19 protein-coding genes are annotated in these 23245 nt (G+C 39.0%); 8 read left to right on the forward strand and 11 right to left on the reverse strand.

The annotated features are described in order from the left end of the window. Positions 1-91 precede the first annotated feature (91 nt). On the forward strand, positions 92-679 hold the full coding sequence (locus AC5YD2_RS08355; protein ID WP_496125893.1) for a YceI family protein: 588 nt from the start codon (positions 92-94) through the stop codon (positions 677-679). A gap of 110 nt (positions 680-789) precedes the next feature. On the opposite strand, the gene AC5YD2_RS08360 is transcribed toward AC5YD2_RS08355, so the two are convergent. Together AC5YD2_RS08360 and AC5YD2_RS08365 are read right to left on the reverse strand one after the other, a co-directional pair. Then, the gene (locus tag AC5YD2_RS08360; protein WP_496125894.1) at positions 790-1413 is read right to left on the reverse strand and encodes a LysE family transporter; all 624 of its coding nucleotides are present in this window, start codon (positions 1411-1413) and stop codon (positions 790-792) included. Between the two features lie 241 nt (positions 1414-1654). Beyond that, positions 1655-2371, reverse strand: coding sequence for a glutamine amidotransferase (locus AC5YD2_RS08365; protein WP_496125895.1), 717 nt, complete (start codon positions 2369-2371; stop codon positions 1655-1657). A 205-nt stretch (positions 2372-2576) separates the two neighbouring features. On the opposite strand from AC5YD2_RS08365, the gene AC5YD2_RS08370 reads away from it, so the two are divergent. The 3 genes from AC5YD2_RS08370 to AC5YD2_RS08380 all read left to right on the forward strand — a co-directional run bounded on the left by AC5YD2_RS08370 (position 2577) and on the right by AC5YD2_RS08380 (position 5398). Continuing rightward, a complete protein-coding gene (locus AC5YD2_RS08370) occupies positions 2577-3356 on the forward strand; it encodes an SDR family oxidoreductase (protein WP_496125896.1) in 780 nt (259 codons plus the stop codon). A gap of 207 nt (positions 3357-3563) precedes the next feature. Next, positions 3564-4163, forward strand: a complete 600-nt coding sequence (locus tag AC5YD2_RS08375) for a 2-hydroxychromene-2-carboxylate isomerase (RefSeq protein WP_496125897.1) — start codon at positions 3564-3566, stop codon at positions 4161-4163. 185 nt (positions 4164-4348) lie between these two features. Next, positions 4349-5398, forward strand: coding sequence for an NAD(P)-dependent alcohol dehydrogenase (locus AC5YD2_RS08380; protein ID WP_496125898.1), 1050 nt, complete (start codon positions 4349-4351; stop codon positions 5396-5398). A 147-nt stretch (positions 5399-5545) separates the two neighbouring features. On the opposite strand, the gene eutC is transcribed toward AC5YD2_RS08380, so the two are convergent. The 4 genes from eutC to exaC form a co-directional block, all read right to left on the reverse strand. Next, positions 5546-6361, reverse strand: coding sequence for an ethanolamine ammonia-lyase subunit EutC (eutC, locus tag AC5YD2_RS08385; protein ID WP_496125899.1), 816 nt, complete (start codon positions 6359-6361; stop codon positions 5546-5548). Positions 6362-6370: 9 nt separating this feature from the next. Beyond that, positions 6371-7753 (reverse strand): ethanolamine ammonia-lyase subunit EutB, encoded by a 1383-nt coding sequence (locus AC5YD2_RS08390; protein WP_496125900.1) that lies wholly within the window; start codon positions 7751-7753, stop codon positions 6371-6373. Positions 7754-7793: 40 nt separating this feature from the next. Further along, positions 7794-9233: an ethanolamine permease gene (gene eat, locus AC5YD2_RS08395; RefSeq protein WP_496125901.1), complete on the reverse strand. Its 1440-nt coding sequence runs from the start codon at positions 9231-9233 to the stop codon at positions 7794-7796. 207 nt (positions 9234-9440) lie between these two features. Beyond that, positions 9441-10952, reverse strand: coding sequence for an acetaldehyde dehydrogenase ExaC (gene exaC, locus AC5YD2_RS08400; RefSeq protein WP_496125902.1), 1512 nt, complete (start codon positions 10950-10952; stop codon positions 9441-9443). Between the two features lie 201 nt (positions 10953-11153). On the opposite strand from exaC, the gene AC5YD2_RS08405 reads away from it, so the two are divergent. Beyond that, positions 11154-12338 (forward strand): helix-turn-helix domain-containing protein, encoded by a 1185-nt coding sequence (locus AC5YD2_RS08405; RefSeq protein WP_496125903.1) that lies wholly within the window; start codon positions 11154-11156, stop codon positions 12336-12338. 79 nt (positions 12339-12417) lie between these two features. Here the strand turns inward: AC5YD2_RS08405 and AC5YD2_RS08410 are convergent, their stop codons facing one another. The 3 genes from AC5YD2_RS08410 to AC5YD2_RS08420 form a co-directional block, all read right to left on the reverse strand. After that, positions 12418-13428 (reverse strand): alpha/beta hydrolase, encoded by a 1011-nt coding sequence (locus AC5YD2_RS08410; RefSeq protein ID WP_496125904.1) that lies wholly within the window; start codon positions 13426-13428, stop codon positions 12418-12420. 204 nt (positions 13429-13632) lie between these two features. Beyond that, a complete protein-coding gene (gene mdh / locus AC5YD2_RS08415; protein WP_496125905.1) occupies positions 13633-14805 on the reverse strand; it encodes an iron-dependent methanol dehydrogenase in 1173 nt (390 codons plus the stop codon). Between the two features lie 456 nt (positions 14806-15261). After that, the gene (locus tag AC5YD2_RS08420) at positions 15262-16092 is read right to left on the reverse strand and encodes an SDR family oxidoreductase (protein ID WP_496125906.1); all 831 of its coding nucleotides are present in this window, start codon (positions 16090-16092) and stop codon (positions 15262-15264) included. Positions 16093-16420: 328 nt separating this feature from the next. Here AC5YD2_RS08420 and AC5YD2_RS08425 point away from each other — a divergent pair, with 328 nt between their 5' ends. The 3 genes from AC5YD2_RS08425 (at position 16421) to AC5YD2_RS08435 (ending at position 20847) form a co-directional block, all read left to right on the forward strand. Further along, positions 16421-18475, forward strand: a complete 2055-nt coding sequence (locus AC5YD2_RS08425; protein ID WP_496125907.1) for a hypothetical protein — start codon at positions 16421-16423, stop codon at positions 18473-18475. A 222-nt stretch (positions 18476-18697) separates the two neighbouring features. Next, a complete protein-coding gene (locus AC5YD2_RS08430) occupies positions 18698-20413 on the forward strand; it encodes an AAA family ATPase (protein ID WP_496125908.1) in 1716 nt (571 codons plus the stop codon). 65 nt (positions 20414-20478) lie between these two features. Next, positions 20479-20847: a 5-carboxymethyl-2-hydroxymuconate Delta-isomerase gene (locus AC5YD2_RS08435; protein WP_496125909.1), complete on the forward strand. Its 369-nt coding sequence runs from the start codon at positions 20479-20481 to the stop codon at positions 20845-20847. Between the two features lie 119 nt (positions 20848-20966). On the opposite strand, the gene thiM is transcribed toward AC5YD2_RS08435, so the two are convergent. Further along, positions 20967-21830: a hydroxyethylthiazole kinase gene (gene thiM / locus AC5YD2_RS08440; RefSeq protein WP_496125910.1), complete on the reverse strand. Its 864-nt coding sequence runs from the start codon at positions 21828-21830 to the stop codon at positions 20967-20969. Between the two features lie 78 nt (positions 21831-21908). After that, on the reverse strand, positions 21909-23069 hold the full coding sequence (locus tag AC5YD2_RS08445) for a hypothetical protein (RefSeq protein WP_496125911.1): 1161 nt from the start codon (positions 23067-23069) through the stop codon (positions 21909-21911). Positions 23070-23245: the final 176 nt, after the last annotated feature.

Below are 23245 nucleotides of genomic sequence, written 5' to 3' on the forward strand. Positions count from 1 at the left end.
TTCTACCCATGCAACAAACCGTTTTATGTTTAAGGGTGCAATCATTTAAAAACTCTATAGACTAAAATGAATCATTAAAGCGAGAAAAAACATGAATTTTAAAACATTAGCATTAGGCTTAACCATTGCTTCAGTTGCAACTTTTTCGGTAGCAAAACCAGTTGATTATAAAATTGATCCAACACATACCGCGACAGTATTTACTTGGAATCACTTTGGTTTCTCTACACCATCGGCTAATTTCAGCGATATTCAAGGTACAATTTCAGTAGACAATGCAAAACCTGCAAATTCTTCTGTGAATGTAACAATTCCATTGACGAGCCTAAATACCAACGTAAAAGCACTCGATGAGCATTTGTTAAAAGCTGATTTTTTTGATGCAGAGAAATACCCAAATATCACGTTCAAAAGCACAAAAGTTCAAGCGATCAGTAAAACCAAATACAAAATCACGGGTGATTTAACCATTAAAAATGTGACCAAACCTGTGGTGCTTGATGCTGTTTTAAATAAACAAGCTGTGCATCCAATGAGCAAAGCGGAAACGATTGGTTTTAATGCAACAACGAGTTTTGATCGTTCAGCATTTGGTGTCGGTGCTTATGTTCCAAATGTCGGTGATAAAATTACTGTAAATATCACCACTGAAGCATCTGTTCCAACTGAGAAAAAATAATTTGATTGATGACTGACGCATCGTTTAATCAATCTAAAAAGCACCTAAGGGTGCTTTTTAGATTCTGATGCTATTGTCAGTCTCAGTATAAATCTTACTCAGTATAAATATTAATCACGATTTAGAATCAGTAAACATCCAAAGCTGATAAAAATGCCGCCTGTAATGGCATCAATTTTTTTACTGAACTTTTGATAATACGCATTGACTTTAGTTGCTGAAAATAGATAGGCCAACAATGCAAACCAAATTAAGCTTTCAATAAAAACCAATGCCAATAAAGAGCTTTGTTGAAACAGGCTAGCATCAGTGTTGATTGCAATGGCAAATACGCTACTGAAATAAACCAATGCTTTGGGATTCGCCATATTGGTCAGAAAACCTTGAATCAAGAGTTTTGCATAAGATTTTTCAGTATGTGGATTCTCTTCAACAACAACCGCATCAGATTTTTTAAACGCTGATTTTAATAGTTGAGTACCTAGATAAAATAAGTAGAGGCCACCACAGATCATCAGAACTTGTTGTAGCCATGCCATTTTTTGGAATAGATAGTGAAGACCACTTATTGCACACAGAGCCCAAACTAAAATGCTCAGCGAAATACCTAAAGCTGCAAAAAGTGCATGGGTACGAGATTGGCGGACAGCACTTTGAGTCACATAAAAGAAATCAGGGCCGGGGCTAATCAATGCGAAAAGATGAATAATGGCAATACTAATCAGAGGCGTCATATTATGCTTATCTTGAAATTTAAATTGATATTAGTTGAATTTTAAAGTGAGCAAAACACAACTTTAGAAGGGTTGAAATTCAAGACGCATTTTATTTGACCTAAATGCATTGAAAGTGTGGAGTCTTTAAAAGCCAGCAAATTTATGCGTGAAAATTAATGAAAATGCCTGCGTTGATAGGCACGTTATTCTAACAATTCGGCAATCTGATTCGAGGCCAAATTTTATTGTTAAAAGGCTCTTAAGCTATTTGAAGTTGTTGCATAAAATGACGAAGAATCAAATCGGCAGCATCCTCAAGTTGATCAGCATATTGTTGATTGTCACTACGTAGTCTGTGAATATCAATTTTCGCATGGCGTAATTCGCAGGTATGCCCAATTAACCATTTTTCTAAACTTTCAGCAGCCACTTCGATGTGGAATTGCAAAGCCAAAATATTGCTGCCCACTTGAAATGCTTGATTACTATAAACTTGAGAACTTGCTAATAAAGTCGCTTGTTCAGGGAGATCAAAAGTATCACCATGCCAATGCAGAACATGTGTATCAGCCAAAGGTTTGAGCATGTTATTGGTTGCAAGGCGAATTTCTAAAGGACTCCAACCTATTTCTTTTTGATGACCTGCATAAACTTTCGCACCCAAGGCATGCGCAATCAGCTGAGCCCCTAAACAAATCCCTAAAGTCGGCAAATTTTTCTCTAAACGAACTTTAAGTAAGTCAATTTCTTGTTGTAAGAAAGGGTAGTCAGCTGCTTCATAAACGCCGATTGGGCCACCTAAGATAATCGTCAGCCCTTCATAATCTAAAGCTTTAGTTAAGTCATCAATACCTGCCTCAAAATAACGAACCCGAAAACCAAGTTGATAAAAGACATCTTCAAGTGAGCCTAGATCTTCAAATGCAAGGTGTTGAATGGCATAGATCGTTTTCGGTAGGTGTGCAAAAGCAGTCATTGTCTAATTTAAATCGTACAAAATATATAAAGCACTTTAAGCTCAATTGAAACAAAAAAGAATGATTATTTTGTGAAATAAACCGTAATTTAAGGTGTAATCAAAGTATTTCTAAAGTGAATCATCCGCTTGGCAAATAACTTTGACTGATCGAGTCATCCCTCATAAGATCTAGATAAGTTCAAATAATAAAGAGTCGAAGGAAATGCAAAAAAGAGACAAGGAATCAGACGTGATTGATCGTAATTCTAAAGACCATCATTCAAATAAAGTTGCACTTGTGATTGGTGCAGGAGATGCAACAGGTGGAGAAATTGCAAAACGGTTTGCACGCGGTGGTTATATTGCCTGTATGACGCGTCGTAATGCAGATAAATTACAGCCTTTGATCGAATCGATTGAACACGAAGGTGGGCGTGCATTTGGATTTGCATCGGATGCACGTAAAGAAGAACAAGTAATCGAACTCATTGAACAGATTGAATCTGAGATTGGCCCGATTGAAGTCATGGTGTTTAATATTGGAGCAAATGTGCCTTGTAGCATACTAGAAGAAACAGCACAAAAATATTTTAAGATTTGGGAAATGGCCTGTTTTAGCGCATTTCTGACAGGGCGTGAAGTGGCTAAGCGCATGGTCACTCGCGAGCGAGGAACGATTATTTTTACAGGTGCAACAGCGGGTACTCGAGGTTCGGCTTATTTTGCTGCATTTGCAGGAGCGAAACATGCACTCCGTGCATTGGCTCAAAGTATGGCAAGGGAATTAGGTTCTCGAAATGTTCATGTTGCGCATGTGGTAATCGATGGTGCAATAGACACTGATTTTATCAAAGACAGTTTTCCTGCCCTTTATGAAAAGAAAGAGCAGGATGGCATATTAAATCCAGAACATATCGCAGAAAATTATTGGCATATCGCGCATCAACCGCGGGATGCATGGACGCATGAATTAGATCTGAGACCATGGAGTGAAAAATGGTAATGCTTCAAAGTAATCAAATCTACGTTAATTTGATTAGTTGATGAGATATCTGACTCATTTTTTATTTCTCATTACAGAGATAAAAAGGAGGCTTAAGTGATATACATGAAGTCTAGTAGAAGAAAAACGTCCAAAGTGAATATGTAAGATGGAAATCACTTTAGTCATGTAAATACACATATAGATTAATCATCAAGGGAATGGACAATGAATATCGTTGAATTTTATTTTGATTTGGGTAGTCCTTATAGTTATATCGGCTTTTATCAGCTACAAAAAATTGCTGAGCAGCAGCATGCTGAAATTATCTATAAACCGATGCTTTTGGGCGCAGTATTTAAAGCAACAGGGAATAGCAGTCCAATTATGGTTCCTGCCAAAGCACAATATGCCATGATTGATTTACGCCGTTGGTCAAAGCTTTGGAATATTCCTTTTAAGATGAATCCTAATTTCCCGATCAATACACTACCTGTCATGCGCTTAGTCACAGCAGTAAAATTATTTGCACCTGAACAATTTCACCAAGTATTAACAGGACTTTTTGATGCCATGTTTGCTCATCCACGAAATCTGAATGATCGAGATGAGTTAATCCAAGTGGCTACAATCCATGGCTTAGATGAAGCAAGAGTGAAGTTGTGGCTTGATGATGAAAAAGTGAAGAATGAGCTTAAATTTATCACTGAGGAAGCGATTGAACACGGTGTTTTTGGCGCACCAAGTTTTATTGTCAAAGATGAATTATATTGGGGTGTTGATCATCTACACTTTGTTGAAACTGCACTGAGTAATGTAAATACTTAGTATGATTTATATGTTCAGTAGCTCATTTTAAGGTGCTATATTTTTCTAAACGTTTTAGCTAGAAATTCAGATAGAAATATTACGAATGATTTAATGATCGCATGATTCATCGCATTAATTAACTGTAAATCATTAAGCTCAAAATAGAATTTCAATTCAAAATAACTACCCAAAAGGAAGCGAAAATGACACAACACGTTTTAGCCTATGCTGCATTGGATGCGCAAAGTCCATTGGTTCCTTTTAAATTCGAGCAACGTCAGTCACGCCCTGATGATGTCATTATTGATGTTGAATATTGTGGCGTGTGCCATTCAGATTTACACCAAGCACGGAATGACTGGGGCTTTAGTCGTTATCCGATCGTCCCAGGGCATGAGGTGATCGGTCGAGTCAAAAGTATTGGCAATGCTGTGACTAAATTTAAAGTCGGTGATTTGGTTGGTATTGGTTGTATGGTGGATTCGTGCCGTACCTGTTCGGCTTGTCATGATGGTTTAGAACAATACTGCGAACAGGGCAATACAGGCACCTACGGCAGTTTAGATCGCCACGATCAAAGTGTGACCTATGGTGGATATTCGCAAACCATTATTTGCAGTCAAGATTTTGTGCTGAAAGTGCCTGAAAACTTAGATACCAAAGCAGTCGCACCAATTTTATGTGCAGGGATTACCACATGGTCGCCATTACGTCACTGGAAGGTTGGACCTAAATCAAAAGTCGCTGTCATCGGGCTAGGTGGACTGGGACATATGGCGATTAAACTCGCGCATGCCTTGGGTGCAGAAGTAACCCTTTTTACTCGCTCACCAAATAAAGAACAAGATGGCAAAGATTTAGGTGCTGATCATGTGGTGCTTTCAACAGATAAAAGTCAAATGAAAGCGGTCAAAAATCAATATGATTTGATTATTGATACGGTTCCTTATGACCATGATTTAAAGCCCTATATTCCAACATTGGCATTGAGTGGAACATTGGTACTTGTGGGATATTTAGGTGAGTTCTCAACCAACTCTGTACCGATGATCATGGGGCGTAAATCAATCGCAGGCTCGGTGATTGGCGGTATTCAGGAAACGCAAGAGTTGTTGGATTTTTGTGGTGAGCACAATATTGTGTCTGATGTGGAAATAATTGATATGCAAAATATCAATAACGCTTTTGAGCGTATGCTGAAAAGTGATGTGAAATATCGTTTTGTGATTGATTTAAAATCCCTAAAAGATTGATGCACGCTTTATAAAAATCCCTGACGATCAGGGATTTTTTTATTTCATGGTAGGAGTTTTATAGAGGTATTTTATAGACGTATTTTATAGACGTTTTTATAGACTTGATTGGACTATGATGATTGAAAATAATCAGGCTTAAGCATTTTAAAATAATCTTTTCTGGCTAGCAGATACGTCTAAAACTTCAATTTCATGATCATCTTTGAGCTTTACACCAGAATAGCCTAAGCTTTTTGATTTTCTCATCAAGTTCATCAGTCGCTGGGTCGCAATCGGAATGCTTAAACCCGCAGGTCGAACGTTAGAAATACAATTTCGTTTCGAGTCTAAATCTCCTGATTTTGCGCCAAAAGTATAGTAAATCCCTAGGCTGTCAGGGGAGCTTAAACCGGGGCGTTCTCCAATGAGCATGATCAGCATTTTGGCTTTTAAAAGTTCACAAACCTGATCACCCAGTGCAACACGACTGCCTGTTGCAATCACGATGGGCGCAATTGTCCAATTTTCCTGTTTTATCTCAAGCTGTAATGACTGGATCAGTTTAAATGCATTTTCTTCAATTGCGAGAGCAGACAAGCCATCGCCAACCACAATACACACATCAAAGGCTGTGGCATGTTGATGCTGATATTGGGTGAGGACTTCAACGGAATCTTGAGCCAATACACGTCCTAGGTCTGGTCGTTTTAAATAGGCTTGTTTGTCTTCAGCTTGGCTTTTAACCGCAACAGTTTCTAGTCCGAGGCTTTGAATTTGTGCTGTTAATGATGCCACGTCAAGCGCTTGATAGACTGCATCGCGCGCTTGAGCATGTGCCAATTGGAATTCGAGCATCGGACGAGTTGGAATGCTAGAACCTGCACGACCAATGGCGATGCGTGCATCGGTAAACTGTTTAAGTTTTTCCCACTCATCCTGATGAAATGACGGATTAAAAAGATCATTTGGAATAAGGTTCATATGTTGCTCCTATGCCAACAGTCTTGAAAATTGTGAAGGCATTTTCTCTGCCCATTCAATACGTTGATGATGTTGTTTGAAAATGCCTTGCTGTGTAAGCCATTGATCAAATTCAGGTGCGGGTTTAAGCCCTAACAACTGTCTAAGATACAGCGCATCATGAAATGACGTGGTTTGATAGTTCAACATGACATCATCTGAACCCGGTATCCCCATAATGAAGTTTAGGCCTGCTGTGCCAAACAGGGTGAGCAGCACGTCCATATCATTCTGATCGGCGTCAGCATGGTTGGTATAGCAGACATCACAGCCCATCGGTAAACCTAGTAATTTGCCACAGAAATGATCTTCTAAACCCGCACGGATGATTTGCTTGCCGTTATATAAATATTCAGGACCAATAAATCCGACAACGGTATTCACCAATAAGGGATTAAATTTACGTGCAACAGCATACGCTCGAGCCTCAATGGTTTGTTGATCTACGCCGTGATGTGCATTACTAGATAAGGCGCTACCTTGTCCAGTTTCAAAATACATGACATTTTGCCCGACTGTTCCACGTTTTAATGCTAAGGTCGCTTCATATCCTTCTTGCAATAGCGCTAAATTAATACCAAATCCATCATTGGCAAGCTGTGTTCCAGCAATGGATTGAAACATCAGGTCAATTGGCACATTTTTTTCAGCCAACTGAATCCCTGAGCTGATATGCGTTAAAACACAGGATTGGGTGGGGATTTGATACTCTTGAATCACATGATCCATCAGTTTTAACAGCTCAGATAAATTCTGTAAATTGTCTGTGGCAGGGTTAATCCCAATCACCGCATCGCCATTGCCATACATCAAACCATCCAAAATACTGGCGGAAATACCCAGTAAGTCATCGGTGGGATGATTCGGTTGTAAGCGCGTGGAGAGGTGACCTTTTAACCCAATGGTATTGCGAAATTTCGTCACCACTTCACATTTACTGGCCACCAAGATCAAGTCTTGATTGCGCATAATTTTACTGACTGCAGCGACCATTTCAGGGGTTAAACCCATCGAAAGCTTTTGCAACTTTTCCGAGGTTGCATCACTACTTAGTAGCCAATTACGGAAATCTCCCACGGTAAAATGTGAAATCGGTGCAAACAGATCTGCCCGATGATCATCAATAATCAACCGTGTGATTTCATCTTGCTCGTATGGGATCAATGACTCATTTAGAAATGTTTTCAGTGGCACATCGGCCAAAGCCATTTGAGCTGCCACACGTTCTGTCGCATTTTCTGCTGCAACCCCTGCAAGTTCATCACCTGAACGTAGCGGTGTTGCTTTGGCCATCAGCGTTTTTAAATCTGAAAATACATAATGCTGATGACCGATTAAGGTTTTATACGTCATAAAACGATCCTTCTAAAGCGATTCTCTTAAAGGGATTACGTTAAAGCTCTTGTTCTGCTTTACGGATATTTTCAAACTCTTGTTCTGGCGTTCCAGCAACCAAATGATGGCGACTATAGAAAATGAAATAGGCAATAAATAGAACATAAATGCCTGCTGCCATGAACCACACCTTCGGATTCACCAAGAAACCTGCAATGACTGCAATCGCTGCTAAAACCAGTGCAATACTTGAAGTGACGATACCACCGGGTGTTTTATACGGGCGGTGCATATCAGGACGGCTTATGCGTAATTTGATATGCGAGAGCATCATCAGCACATAAGAAATGGTTGCACCAAACACCGCCATTAAAATGAGTAAATCACCTTCGCCAGTGAGGGATAAACCAAAACCAATGATGCCGGGAATGATGATGGCAAGGTAGGGCGCTTTATTTTTATTGGTGAGTGATAGTGATGTGGGTAGATAACCGGCACGAGACAAAGCAAAGATTTGACGCGAATAGGCATAAATAATTGAGAAGAAACTTGCCACTAGACCCGCAAGTCCGACAAAGTTTACAAAGCTGGCTAACCATGTATGTTGTCCATAGACGGCAACTAAGGCATCAACCAGTGGGGCGCCTGAATCTTTCAATAAGTTGGCACCCGCAGCACCGACGCCTAAGACTAAAATCAGAATCGCAAAGGTTGCAAGAATCAGCATGGAACCGATGAGTCCACGGGGTAAAGATTTGGTCGGATCTTTGGCTTCTTCAGCGGCAAGCGGAACACCTTCGACCGCCAAGAAGAACCAAATCGCGTACGGTACAGCCGCCCAGATCCCCATATAACCAAGCGGCAGAAATGCACTTGCTCCCGCTTTATCAGTAGACACAGCCATATCAAATAAATTGGCACTGTTAAAATGTGGAATCATGGCGATGATGAATACGAATAGCGCAACAGCAGCAATCGCAGTAATCACAAACATGATTTTTAAAGCTTCACCTGCGCCTTTTAAGTGAATGGCCATAAAGATAATGTAACAGGCTAAATAAACTTTCCAACCGCCTATCCCAAATAAACTTTCACAATAGGCACCGATAAAGCAGGCAATCGCCGCAGGTGCTATCGCATATTCGATCAGAATTGCGGTACCGGTGAGGTAACCACCAAAAGGGCCAAAAGCCGTACGGGCAAAACTGTATCCACCGCCAGCTGTAGGTAGCATGGTCGACATTTCCGACATAGACAGGCACATGCATAAATACATAATAGCAACGACGACGGTGGCGATAAACATGCCACCCCAGCCACCTTGCGCCAAACCGAAGTTCCAGCCAGCAAAATCACCAGATATGACATATGCCACACCTAGTCCGACCAATAACAGCCAGCCTACAGCTCCTTGTTTAAGTTGTCGTTTTTCAAAATATTCCTGTTGTGAAGAATTGGGTGTAGAAGTATGTGTTCTGTCATTATTAATTTCACTCATCATGAGCTCCAAAATATTATTTTGATTGATCTGCTGAGGAATGCAATTTAGATACCAGCGTCAGACCGAACTTCCCTGAAATGACTTAACTGAAATAATCTTTTTTATTGTTTTATAATTTTAATGATGAAAATATTCAAATCATGATCAATTTTTTTGTCGCTTAAAAGGCAATTACGACCCCGAAAGGTCGTAATTGAGCGTGTCTTAGAAGAAGCCCATCGCTTTAGTTGAATAACTCACCAACAAGTTTTTGGTTTGTTGGTAATGATCCAGCATCATTTTATGGTTTTCACGTCCAATGCCTGATTTTTTATAACCGCCAAAGGCAGCATGTGCAGGGTAGATGTGATAACAGTTGGTCCATACTCGACCAGCCTGAATCGCACGACCAGCACGATAAGACGTATGTGCCGAACGTGACCAAACGCCTGCACCTAGACCATAAATGGTGTCGTTGGCGATCTTAATCGCATCATCAAAATCTTTAAATGTGGCAACCGCAAGTACAGGTCCAAAAATTTCTTCTTGGAAGGTTTTCATGTCATTGGTGCCTTTGAAAATGGTCGGTTCGATATAGAAACCACCATTCACATCATGGCGTTCTTCACCACCCGTTAAAATTTGTGCTCCCTCACCACGACCTGTTGCAATACAACCCAAGATTTTATCTTGTTGCTCTTGTGATGCTTGAGCACCAATCATGGTTTCAGTATCCAGTGGATGACCTGTTTTGATGCGCTTCACACGTTCAACTGCCATTTCTAAGAATTTATCTGCAATGCTTTCTTGGACAAGCGCACGTGATGGACAGGTACAAATTTCACCTTGGTTCAAAGCAAACATGGCAAAACCTTCAAGCGCTTTGTCCAAGAATTCGTCATCTTTGTCCATAATGTCTTCAAAGAAGATATTAGGCGATTTACCCCCCAACTCTAAAGTCACTGGAATGATGTTTTCAGTCGCATATTGCATAATCATTTGACCAACAGCTGTTGATCCCGTGAATGCAATTTTTGAAATACGCGGATTGGTTGCCAGTGGACGACCGACTTCTACGCCATAACCATTGACGATATTTAAAACGCCAGGTGGTAAAATATCTTGGATCAATTCTGCAAGCACTAAAATGCTGACAGGCGTTTGTTCAGCAGGTTTAAGGACAATACAGTTACCTGCGGCTAATGCAGGTGCAAGCTTCCAAGCCGCCATCAGAATGGGGAAATTCCATGGAATGATTTGACCCACAACCCCTAAAGGCTCATGGAAATGGTAAGCAATGGTGTCGTCATCAATCTCAGAAATACCACCTTCTTGAGCGCGAATACAGCCTGCGAAATATCTAAAATGATCAATAGTTAAAGGAATATCTGCTGCAAGGGTTTCACGGATCGGTTTACCGTTATCCCACGTTTCTGCAACAGCCAATAATTCTAAATTTTCTTCTAAACGATCAGCGATTTTCAGCAGGATATTTGAACGTGCAGTGGTCGAGGTTTTACCCCAAGCGTCTTTGGCTTGATGTGCAGCATCAAGTGCCAGCTCAATGTCTTCGACTGACGAGCGTGGAACTTTCGTAAAGACGTTACCATCGACGGGTGAAATATTTTCAAAATATTCACCTTTGACTGGGGCTACCCATTTGCCACCGATAAAATTGTCGTATTGTGTTTTAAATTGGACTTTTGAACCGGGTTGGTTCGGATCGACATAGCGCATGTGAGTTCTTCCTTTGCTTATAGAGTTTATTTAGTGCATCTACACTTTGGTATAAGGTACATCTGTCCTATATTTGATTAGCATAACCAATATAAGGTTGGAAAAAGGTTGGAATGAAGCAGGTTTACAAGCATTCAACAATTGTTTACAACCAAGTTCAATACAGTGGATGTATGTCAGGAATTATTAAAAGAATCAGGAATGATCAGCATGCAAAATTTAATACTGAAAAGACAGCAAATAGAACGATTTAAAGAGAGAATTGGCGGATCAGCAGCACAAGCGAAACAACTTGGACAAAGTATTTTAAGTTCTTGGAAAAGATCCACTTTAGCCGCAATTCCAAAGGATCGCTCCGCTGCTCCAATCATTGATCAATCCATGCCAAAAGGAACAGCTTTAGAGCATGCATTAAACACGTGTTCAGATGAGCTCAAACATATTGCTCAGCAATCTTCCATGGTGATTGCCGTTGCAGATATTGCCAGCACCATTATTTGGAGTGCATCAAGCCGACAGATGCGAAAGGCTGCTGAAAGTGTGCATTTTATAGCCGGTGGGCAATGGCGGGAGGAGTTGGTCGGCACTAATGCATTGGCATTATCTTTAAAAACGCAACAATCGAGCTGTGTTTTTTCCAATGAACACTATATGAGTTCAGTGCATGATTGGGTCTGTTATGCCGCACCGATTATTGATCCTTATTCTAAACATGTGCTTGGCGTGATTGATTTATCCACGACTTGGAAAAATCACAACAGTTTAGGCTTATTGGCGGCTGAACGTTGTGCTTCCATTATCCAAACTGCATTAACAGAATATCAAAGTCAGCGATTGTATATTCGTAGCTTTGGGATGCCTCAAATTTTATTTAACGGTAAGGCTTTAGTGCTTACACCACGTCAAATCGAAATTCTGACCATTTTGGCATTATGCCCACAAGGTTTGACCTTAGATACCTTACATCAGGCTTTATATGGGGAGCGTAAAGTCAGTATGGGAACGCTCAAAGCAGAAATGTCACAGTTACGCGACCTGTTGGGTGGCATGCTTGGATCTAGACCGTATCGAATTTTGGCACATGTCGAAGCTGACTTTCTACAGGCAGAACAAGCGCTTGACGCGGCTTATATTGAAACGGCTTTAAAATTATGTAGCGGTGTGATGCTTGCCAAAACTGAAAGTCCTTTTTTGTGTGCTTGGCGTGACTGTATGGAATCGCGCCTCAGCGATGCGATATTTAAAGCCAACGACACGGATGTATTGCTCAAACATATTGCGCGTTATCCAGATGCGATAGATGCTGTGGAACGTTTGATCGAGCTGACACCATCAGAACATCCCGCACATCAACTCTTGATCAAATACAAACATGGGTCGGAATGAGTTCAGTCGATATTTGCTGTTCAAAAAATAATGAGTTCCTTAAACCTAAACAATTTTTAAAATTCACAGCTTATGTGATTTAGATTTTTTGTTCCAACCATTGAAAGAGGGTTTGATACACCTGCCTTCTCACTGGTTTTGCAGAGAGGACTAAATCGTGTAATCCGTCTCTAATCGAGATGATTTCAACATCACCTTGGATTTTTTTTGCATATTTTGAGATGTGTTTAACGTCTAAAATGACATCACTCGATTGAGCGTCGTGATTAAATTTTCGAGGATAAGTCGTTCGCTTTGAATGCATCACTAAGACGGGAATGTTTAATAATACGCCTTGATGAATCTCTTTTTGAGCTTCATAGATGGCATGCACAAAACTTAAATACACCATTGGATATTTTGTGGGTTTCCAATCTAAATTGAAATCCCATTCGCCTTTTAAGCTTTTATGTAGGCTCGTCACATAAAATGGATTTAACTCGCTTAGAAATTTAAGTTTTGGACATCTTTTACCGATTTTACTGAGTTGTGGTAAAGCCAATTTCTTCTTAATTATGCTCATATTAAAGTCATAAAAAGGACTGTTGAGCCACAATGCTTTGATGAACTTATTTTCAGGATGATGTGCGGCGTACAACGTGGTAATCAGTCCACCAGTAGAGTGACCGCTTAAGATAATAGAATCATGATTTTCTTGTACAATGATTTTCAATGCTTCTGTTATTTCCGCATCGTACTCATTTAAATGTCGAACATAAAACATCTTTTGATGGGGGAGATAAGAACGTCCGTATTTTCTTAAATCTAAGGCATAGAAATCATAACCTTGTTGATTAAACTGTTCAGCCAATTCTTTTTGAAAGAAATAATCGAGAAAACCATGAATGTATAAAACAGCTTTGGTTGTGTGTTGTTCTGCTTTTTTTCGAACCAATGTTGCAATGACTTTGCCTTGATCATCATCAGCAAGATTTAAGATCAACTGCTCATAAGCTTCACCTAAAATATCAGGACAATAATTCGAACGATGTGCTGATTCAAATGAAGTGGATGATACTTCTAAAGGATTTTGATCGGAAGATTGGGACATGGCTGAGGACTCAATTTATTTGATGTTATTGTCGTATGTCTATCATCCTTCATGATGTGATTTTTTTTGTCAAATGAATTTAAATAAAATAGCGAGAATACGCTTCTCGTGCTGAGCAAACCTCAAAATCAAGGTTTGCTCATCTAAGGATTGGGAGAGTTTAAGTCTAGAACACGAGAATGTTTAATCTAAAAGATCAAACACTTACATCGCCGCTTTAAATATTTCAACCACTTGCGCATGATTTGCTTTACGCGGATTGGTCAGCATACAGGCGTCATTTTGTGCATTTTCAGCCATGACGGACAGATCAGACTCTTTAACATTCAACTCTGCAAGGCCAGATGGAATACCGATTGAAACAGACAGTTCTCGGATTGCATTGATAGCTGCATAAGCGGCTTCATTGACTGTCAAATGCGCTGTATCTACACCCATAAGCTCTGCGATTTTTGCGTAACGATCTGGGCAAGCGATGAGATTAAATTCGCAAACATGTGGCAGTAAAATCGCGTTACATACGCCGTGTGGTAAGTTGTAAAAGCCACCCAGTTGATGTGCCATTGCATGTACGTATCCTAATGATGCATTGTTAAATGCCATACCCGCTAGATATTGTGCATAGCTCATCGCATCACGTGCTTCGATATTTTCGCCGTTGGCAACAGCAGGGCTGAGCCATTGGCTAATCATGGTAATTGCTTTTTCAGCACAAGCATCTGTAATCGGATTTGCTGCTGTGGACACATAAGCTTCAACGGCATGGGTCAGCGCATCCATCCCTGTCGCAGCTGTTAATCCTGCTGGTTTTGCAACCATCAGTTTAGGATCATCAATTGCCATCAGTGGAGTACAGCGCCAATCCACAATCGCCATTTTTACATGGGTATCTGTATTGGTAATAATACAAAAACGCGTCATTTCTGAAGCCGTACCTGCAGTGGTGTTAATCGCAATCAATGGGGTCATCGGTACCGTACTTTTATCGATCCCTTCATAATCACGGATATTACCGCCACCCGCTGTCACTAAACCAATCCCTTTAGCACAGTCATGCGATGAACCACCGCCTAGGGAGATAATGAAGTCACAATTGTTCTCATTGTAAGCTTCAACACCTTTCAGCACATTAATATCGGTTGGATTGGGTTCAGCACCTGGAAAAATATGGTAATCAACATTCGCTTCTTTTAAATAACCTGCGATCGTGTCTGCTACACCAAATTTGAATAAACCTTCATCGGTCACAATGAGCGCTTTTTTTGCACCTAAATTATGTGCTCTTTCACCGACTTCTTTAGAGCAACCTGGCCCAAAAAGTGAAACACATGGAATATAAAAGCCATTAGTTTGATCTGAAATATTTTTAAAAGCCATGGTTCGATTCCTTCTACCATTATGATGAATTTTTATCGGTGATCTATACCGTGCTTTGAGTATTCAATAAGACAATTCAGATGTGTACCTACCAAATACCTACCAAATACCTAGCAAAGACATAAAACATAATGAAATTGCAAGGATTAGATTTTAAAGATTGAACTGGAAAATCAAGGTATTAAATTGCTATATATCAAATCATTCCTTGTTTATGAAAGGATTGAATTTAAGACAAAAGAAAGTTTTTGTACTGCCCTTAGTTGCTTTTGTCATTACGTTGGAATGATTTTATAATTACTTTTAGGTGTTTTAGACGATAAATGTAATCAAACTAGAGCGAATAAATATCATAATTTTATTTAAATGGTTGGAAGTTTAGTATAGATCGAGTGCTAAGCATAAATTTGCTGAGCACTCTTGTTCTTAAATAGATTTAATGGTTTTAGATAAATTTTAGAGATAGTGTTTCACTAAAGCGAAAGTCTGATCATAGAGCTGATGTGCGAGCTTTAAATCTTTGGCTTTCGCAGAGCGAATAGCGGGTGTTTGCAGACTGACATATTGACCTGTCCGTTTTGACCATGATGGATCTAGTGCCATTTTTTTAATGAGTTCTGCGGGTTTATTAGGAGAAATTAAAAATAATTTAATCACCATATATTGATATTTAGGTAACTCACGATAAATTTCAGAATCGACACCACCGGGATGTAGGGCATTGGAGGTAATTGACGTATTTTTAAGTTTGTCTGCCAAGGCATTACTAAATAAAAGATTGGCTAATTTACTGTTGCCATAGCGTAGGACGCCATTATAGTTTTTTACATCTTCAGTTTTAAATTGATCAAATTTGATGGAACCCATCAGGTGCATCATTGAAGCCAGATTAATCACTCGACCCGCTTCTGATTTTTTCAATAAAGGCAAAAGCTTTAATGTCCACAAAAAATGACCAATATAATTCACGCCAATTTGTTTCTCAAAGCCATCTTGAGTCGATTCTAAAGTCGGTGACATAATCCCTGCGTTATTGATCAACACATCGATTTTATCGAGTCTTGCAAGTAGATCATTCGCAGTTTGATTGACTTGATCTAGACTATCGAGGTTGAGTGGAAGGAGTTCAACTTTTCCAGTGCCTAAGCGTTCTAATCGTTGTTTCGCTTGCTCAGCTTTTTGAGGATTACGGCAGGCTAAAAAGACATGATGTCCATCTTGAATGAAGCTTTTCGCTGTAGCAAATCCAATACCTGTGTTTGCACCTGTAATGACGACTGTTTTCATTTTATTCAGATATCCTTATTGTTTTGACTTTTATAAAATAAATCATAGAACGATATTTATTCGTTAGTTTTAATTAATAAAAGTGCAGTATGTATCTGCTAATTTAATCATGCGAGCTGATGACTTACTTTTAATATAGACAATTGTTATAGTCAATTTTGATTGTTAGACAGTCACAGCTTTTCTTAGTATTTCCGATCAAGTTTAAGCGATGCACATTGAATCTTTACAGAATATGAACGGTTCCATTTGCTAAATGCATAATAATGTTTAAGATTCATCTTCTTTCACTATCTGCCTGTATTGGGTGCTGCCATGAGTCAAAAACATGCTTAAAACACCGAATCAGAATCACCAACAAACAGCTCAAAGCTTATTGGATCATTCAGCGACCTTGAAACAGTTGTTTCAAGATCAATGGTTTTATTTGTGGACACTGACACCACAAAATCTATGGATGATCGATGCAAAAAATAAACAGTTATTGATTGCAGATGGACTGGTTAAAATTAAATTTTCAGAAAATATAAAATCCTTAGTACAAGTATCGAGTAGTCATAAAAATATTAATATCGATAACATCATCGATTTTGTTTTTGACAAAATGACCTTTTTGATTCGAGATCTAAAAGCACAGCATTCATTATTTTTACAAACCAAGGTTCAGTTATTTAGACAGCTTTTGGTTGAAGAAGTGTTTAAGTGGGTGGATGGCGAAAATCGTGTGGAGCATTTTTTATATAATTTGAGCGTAGCTGAAGCCGAAGTGATTGATCGAATCATGCTAGATGCGGGTTATTACGAAGAAGCGCATCTCACTGATTTTGCAAAATTTGGTAAAGAAATTCCTTTAGATGTTGAATTGAATTTTAAGCATTTGAGTTTGGTCAATTCGGTCTTAGGGTCAAATTTTTTACCTGTTCAGCAACTGATTCCTCATTATGACGAACTGTGTTTTTCAGCGGCTCAGTTCATGCCAAAACCGTTATATCGTATTGTAGAATCGGCTTTTGAAGATCAATTTACATTGTCTCAAGTCGTTGAACATCAAAATGACTTTAAATTGTTATTAGATCATGCTAAAGAACAACCACATTTATTGGGTTTTACTCAGTGGATGAAACGGGGCTATTGGCAGTATAAAGATATATTCAGTAAGAAAAATTTTATCACCACTGAATCCGTGTATTGGGATGAACGAATCTCAAATATTTTCCCTTTGTTTTATTATAAACGAACGGTGAACTGGTTATTTAAACAAGATCAGCAGGTGATCGATTGGGTCGCTCAGAATTTGGATCACTTGAATGTTCGAATTTCAGTGACAGCAATCAGTTTTATGGACACCAGTCAGATTCATCCACAGGTTATTTTACACAGCTTAAAGTATTTTGAATCCGTGGTCGCACATTGGTTTGTCGCTGAAATGAGTCATTTTGCACTTCAGCATCATTGGATAAGTTATTCTAATGAAGCAGAGCCGAAGTCTCAGGCTGTCCACCCATATATTTTAAAATCAACGACACAGCAAAATCCACACATTAAAAATAAGATACAAATTACAAATTCAGTTTTATATACAGAAGAATGGCTGAATTTACTGTTTTTATTGAGCAAAGATGATCAACGTATTGCCAAACAGGTTTATAGCGCTTTATCTCGTGTGATTCATGCGTATATGCTCTTTTTGCAAAGAGGCATACAAGATCTACCTGAAGAATTGATTCAGTTTATGCATCCGCAGATGCAACAAAATCCACGCTTTCAACATTTGCTCAAAAAGAATCAAATCGATGCACAACAATTTCGAAAACATTTTAAACATCCATCCACACGAATTGATCAACCGATCAGTGTATTTGACTCTTATGTCGCAGATTTTTTAAATGATTTATTTTCGAATCATGCAAGTTTCCCTAAAAATCTGACGTGGGGTGGGCTGTTTCAACAAGCTGTGCGTTGGCATCAGCAAGCATATTTTGATGCAACGCTGAGTCATTTACGTAAAAGAATATCCATTACTTCATGGAAAAGAGTGAGTCCACAACACGTCATGTTTACTGAGCATTGGAAGTTTGAAGAGCTCAATGATTTAGACATGATTATTCATGAATCTATTCGATTCAAACATTGCTTAGCGTTGTCTTATACAGAGCGAATCGCAGCAGGTGAATATGTGGCATTTCATATGACCCATTTGGAAGATGAAAATATTCATCTCACCTTAGGATGTTTCTATAAATTTGATCAATTGCATTTTGATCAGCTGCGTTTGCCGAATAATGAAGTTGCAGATCAAAAAACGGAGCAAGAAGCCCAAGCTTTTATTGATAAGGTCAATCAGCATTTAATTTGGGACTTTAAAGAGCAAAAAGTTCAATAAAGTTTAAAGGCTATGATTGTAAAGGGGAGATATTTTAAATCTAATATTTTTTGATGAGGATTATTTTAACATTTCGCATGAAAGGATTGTATTTATTTAAACCCCATACTCGATCTTTAAAGTGTGTAAATACCCTCAAGACGAGCGCAGAATCTGAATTTGAACTTAACTTTTAATGCAAAAATCGTTAGTCTATGACGGTCTGATAAGGTTAAGGTTGTTATGAAGCAAGAAACTGCACTAAAACTCATGAAAGCAGGTGAAAGTGTCTTTTTGACAGGTTCCGCTGGTGCAGGAAAAACCTATACCTTAAACCAATATATTAATTATCTTAAAGCCCGCAAAGTTCCTGTAGCGATTACTGCATCAACGGGGATCGCTGCAACGCATATGAACGGCATGACCATTCATACTTGGGCGGGTATTGGGATTAAAGACTTTTTGTCAGATGATGACTTAAAGCGTATGAAAGAGCGTAAATACCTCAAAGAGCATTTAGAAAATGCCCAAGTACTGATTATTGATGAAATATCCATGTTGCATGCCAAACAATTGAATTTGGTCAATCAAGTCCTCAAATTTTTTAAAGAATCTGATGATGCCTTTGGTGGTATTCAAGTGATTGTTGCAGGGGATTTCTTTCAGTTGCCGCCTGTAGGACGCAATGATGAGAAAAATCGCGATAAATTCTGTTTTATGTCGCAAGCTTGGGTTGAGGCAAAATTTCGTGTTTGTTATTTGACTGAGCAACATCGTCAGGATGATTCGGCACTCAATGATATTTTAAATGCCATTCGTTCACAAAGTATTAATCAACAACATATTCAAGCTTTAGAACAAACACGTCAGCAAGATATTGGTGAGACTTTCACACGCCTATATACCCATAATATGGATGTCGATAGTATTAACTATCGTCATTTAAATGAGATTGATGGTGATGGACATCAGTTCTGTGCGCAGATGGATGGTAATGACAAACTGATTGAAACTTTAAAGTCTTCAGTTCGTGCACCCGAAGAACTCACTCTAAAAAAACATGCCAAAGTCATGTTTGTCAAAAACAACTTTGACATGGGCTATATCAATGGCAGTTTGGGTGAAGTGATTGGTTTTGAAGAAGTAGATGATCACGGTATTTTACCTAAAGTAAAATTAACCGATGGAACAGTCTTATTGGTTGAGCCTGAAACATGGTCAGTGGATAATGATGCAGGAAAAACTATCGCCAGTTTTTCTCAAGTCCCACTTCGTTTGGCGTGGGCGATCACCATTCATAAATCTCAAGGCATGACCTTGGAAGCAGCTGAAATTAATTTGTCGCATACCTTTGAGAAAGGGCAAGGTTATGTCGCAATTTCTCGTCTAAAATCGATCAATGGGCTGCGATTACTTGGGTTTAATGAGCAAGCTTTAGAGCTGGATAGTCTTGCCATTAAAGCAGACCGCCGTTTTCAAGAGTTATCCGAAGAGGCTGAAACTCATTATGCAGATGTGAATTTAGAAGCACAGCATAAAGCCTTTATTCGCCACTGTGGCGGAACGCTGAATGAAACTGAAATTACGCGTAATGAAAAGAAAATTGCCAAGAATGCGGGTAAGCAGAATTATGCAACAGCCACCTTGGATGAAACCAAAGAACTGTTTATGGGTGGTTATGAAATTCAAGATATTGCGGTTGAACGCGGGTTAACGCCAGCGACCATTATCAATCATTTAGCGAAGCTACACCGCGAGCAAGGCTTGGATATTTCTGTCGCACATCCAGGTGATGAAGTGGTGGAACAAGTTCGCAAGATCTATAAGAAGTTGATGAAGCGTCAAAACCCAGAGCATTTAAATGAAGATGGTAGTATTAAATTACGTCCTATCGTTGAAGCAACCGCACCACGTATGGGCTACGATCAAGTGAGATTGGCACTTTTATTTGTAGAGTAAGCTGTTAAATAGAGTTGTCATCTAGATTTATACTGCAATGTATTAAAACGTAAGGAAAAGAAGTCATGCCACAAATGTTCGTAGATTATTCTGACAATATCAAAAATGTGGATAAGCAAAGTTTATTGCTTGGACTTAACCGTGCTTTATTTGATACAGGATTAGTGGGGCACGAGTTTGATATTAAATCTCGAATCCATGCGGTCTCAGATTTTTTGATTGGCTTTGGTGATAATAATCAGGCTTTTATTTTTGTACGTTTACAAGGTTTAAGTGGTCGTACGGATGAGCAGAAAAATTTAATGACAGATCATTTGTCTGAATTTTTACAGTCTTTTAAAGGCTATACAGCAGACGGTTTAGAGGTACAACTCTGTGTGGAATTTGCTGAAATGCCGAAAGAGATTTATCGTAAGATTAAAGTGCAACAATAATTAGCGTTGATTTGAACTGTACTGATTTAAAAAGGGTTGATGAGTTTAGATATCAACCCTTTTTTATTATGCAGATTTTATTATGCAGAACATAGAAGCGCTAACATTTGATTAAAATTTTAGCTCAGCACCTGAATCTCTGCATATTCCTCAAACATTTCCGCATTCATTGCATGTATATAGTCAATAAAAGCCACATTAAAACTGCCAACCGTTTGCGCTTCTTCAAATGCAAGTTTTCCTGCAATTGCAAAATGCACATGCGCTGAAATTGCTGCGATGGTTGGTGTACTGACTGCACTATAAGCTGCGATTAACGCTCCTAAGGCACAACCTGTTGCGGTCACTTTAGGTTGTAAGTGTGAGCCACCATTGATTTGAATGACCGCATTGTATTCTTTTGAAATGATAAAGTCGGATTCACCAGAAATTGCAATACATTCGCTATATGCAAGCAACGATTTGGCATGCTCATAGACTTCAGCGCTATTCAACGTGCTATCAACACCTTTAGATTGAACCTGATTGCCAGCTAAAGTGCTTATTTCAGAGGCATTACCACGAACAATGGAGGGTTGGAATGCTAATAGCTCATCTACTTTTTCTGAGCGCCATTTTAAAAGAGGACCATAACCCACAGGATCGAGAACCCATGGCACTTGATGTTGTTGTGCCGTTTGCGCTGTGATGGTCATGGCTTGCATTTGTTCAGTGGTTGGCGTGCCTAAGTTGATACTGACAGCACCGCTCATTTCTGCAAAGGCTTCCGCTTCATAAGGATTATCAATCATCGCAGGCGAAGCACCTGAAGCTAAAAGGACATTGGCAACATAATTTGCTGCAACGGTATTGGTAATACAATGCACCAAAGGTTGCTGTGTTTGTAATGCTTTCCATGCTTCAATCACCATTTGCAAAATCGTCTGAGTATCCAATTGCAGTTGATGGCTCGCTGATGTTAAGAGTTGTTCAGGATGATTCATGATAATCCCTTATCGGGTGAAAATAGTTTAGCTGATGAAATGGGTTAACGAGTGAAGCTGTTTATCGAGTAAAGCTGTTTATCGAGTAAAATAGTGGTCTTGCTGTTTACAGTTTCGACAGAACAAGGAAACATAATCATTGGCATCATATTCCACCGTGAGTTCATTTGAACCGCAATGCATACAACGCTTTTGAGAATAAAAGTTTAATCGAGGTTCGATTTTTTTCCAAGAACGCCAAATCGGTTGGAAAAAGATATTCTCATCATAACCAAGAAATCGATAAAACAAGATTTCACTCATACGACTCAGTGGAATATTGTTGGGACGTGGTAGGGTATAAGTTTCCCACTTTTCATTTAAAGAACGCTCACGATATTGTTCTAAGGTCTTTTTGAGCAAGTTGGTATTGATGAAGTTTTCATTACGCGCTTTTAACGCATTTTGTTTATGTAAATATTCCAAAGCATTTTGGATCATATAATAAATTTGCCCGACTGCAAGTGAATCCATGAGACGGAAACAAAACACTTGAAAGCTATTATTGCCTGCGATTTGAATACCCCAAGTGCGACAGTAATGTTGTGCAAACTGAATAATCTCTTGGTATAGCAACATATATAAGGCACTTTTCACTTCATCGGCATCTTTAAAAGGGATACCCATGGTCAAGTTATGAAAAAATAAATGCCGTAAATGCTGGGTCAAACTAAATAAACTGGGTTCAGAATAGCCATCTAAACGAACATTTAAATAGTACTGACTGACTTCATCCGAAAATACTTTCGGCACTAAAATTTGATCTTTTAGCAGATTTTTAATCAGACCATTTTGAAAGAGATAATTTGGACTAATCGGATGGTATTTAATGACAGCCCAGTCGATATATTCATGATATAAACTGCCTTCACGTACTTGTTGATCCAAGATGCTGAGCAAAAAAAGTTTATTGATGAAACTTAATTGATCCAGTTCATATTCATAATTTTCTTTGGTCTTTTTGCTGTATTTGCGCTGTTCTTGTACGCGTGTTTCGGCTAAGATTTTCTTTCTTTTGGCTAAACAGGTATCACAGTGGCAGTTGCCTTTATTGTCTTGGAAAACACGATGTTGGCAATGGGAGCATTGATGAAATTGCGTTGGTTGATCATATTGTTCTGCTTCAATCCACAGCATTGCCGCCTGACAGAGCGGGCAACGAGTACTTTCATCAAGCTGTTTTTGCAGAATTTGCAGCATAAATTAATCAATAAAATGAACTGTGGTTTTGATTATACACATTTCAAGGTGGGGAGTTGAAACAAGCGAGATATCGAGATTTCTAATTTTCGTTAGTCTTAAGTTGTTTGATTGGAGACGTCTAAGCTCGAAGTATTTTGAAACAATTAGATGACTTATACGTGATGCGTAAAAAA

It is taken from the genome of Acinetobacter sp. CY73, assembly GCF_059515865.1.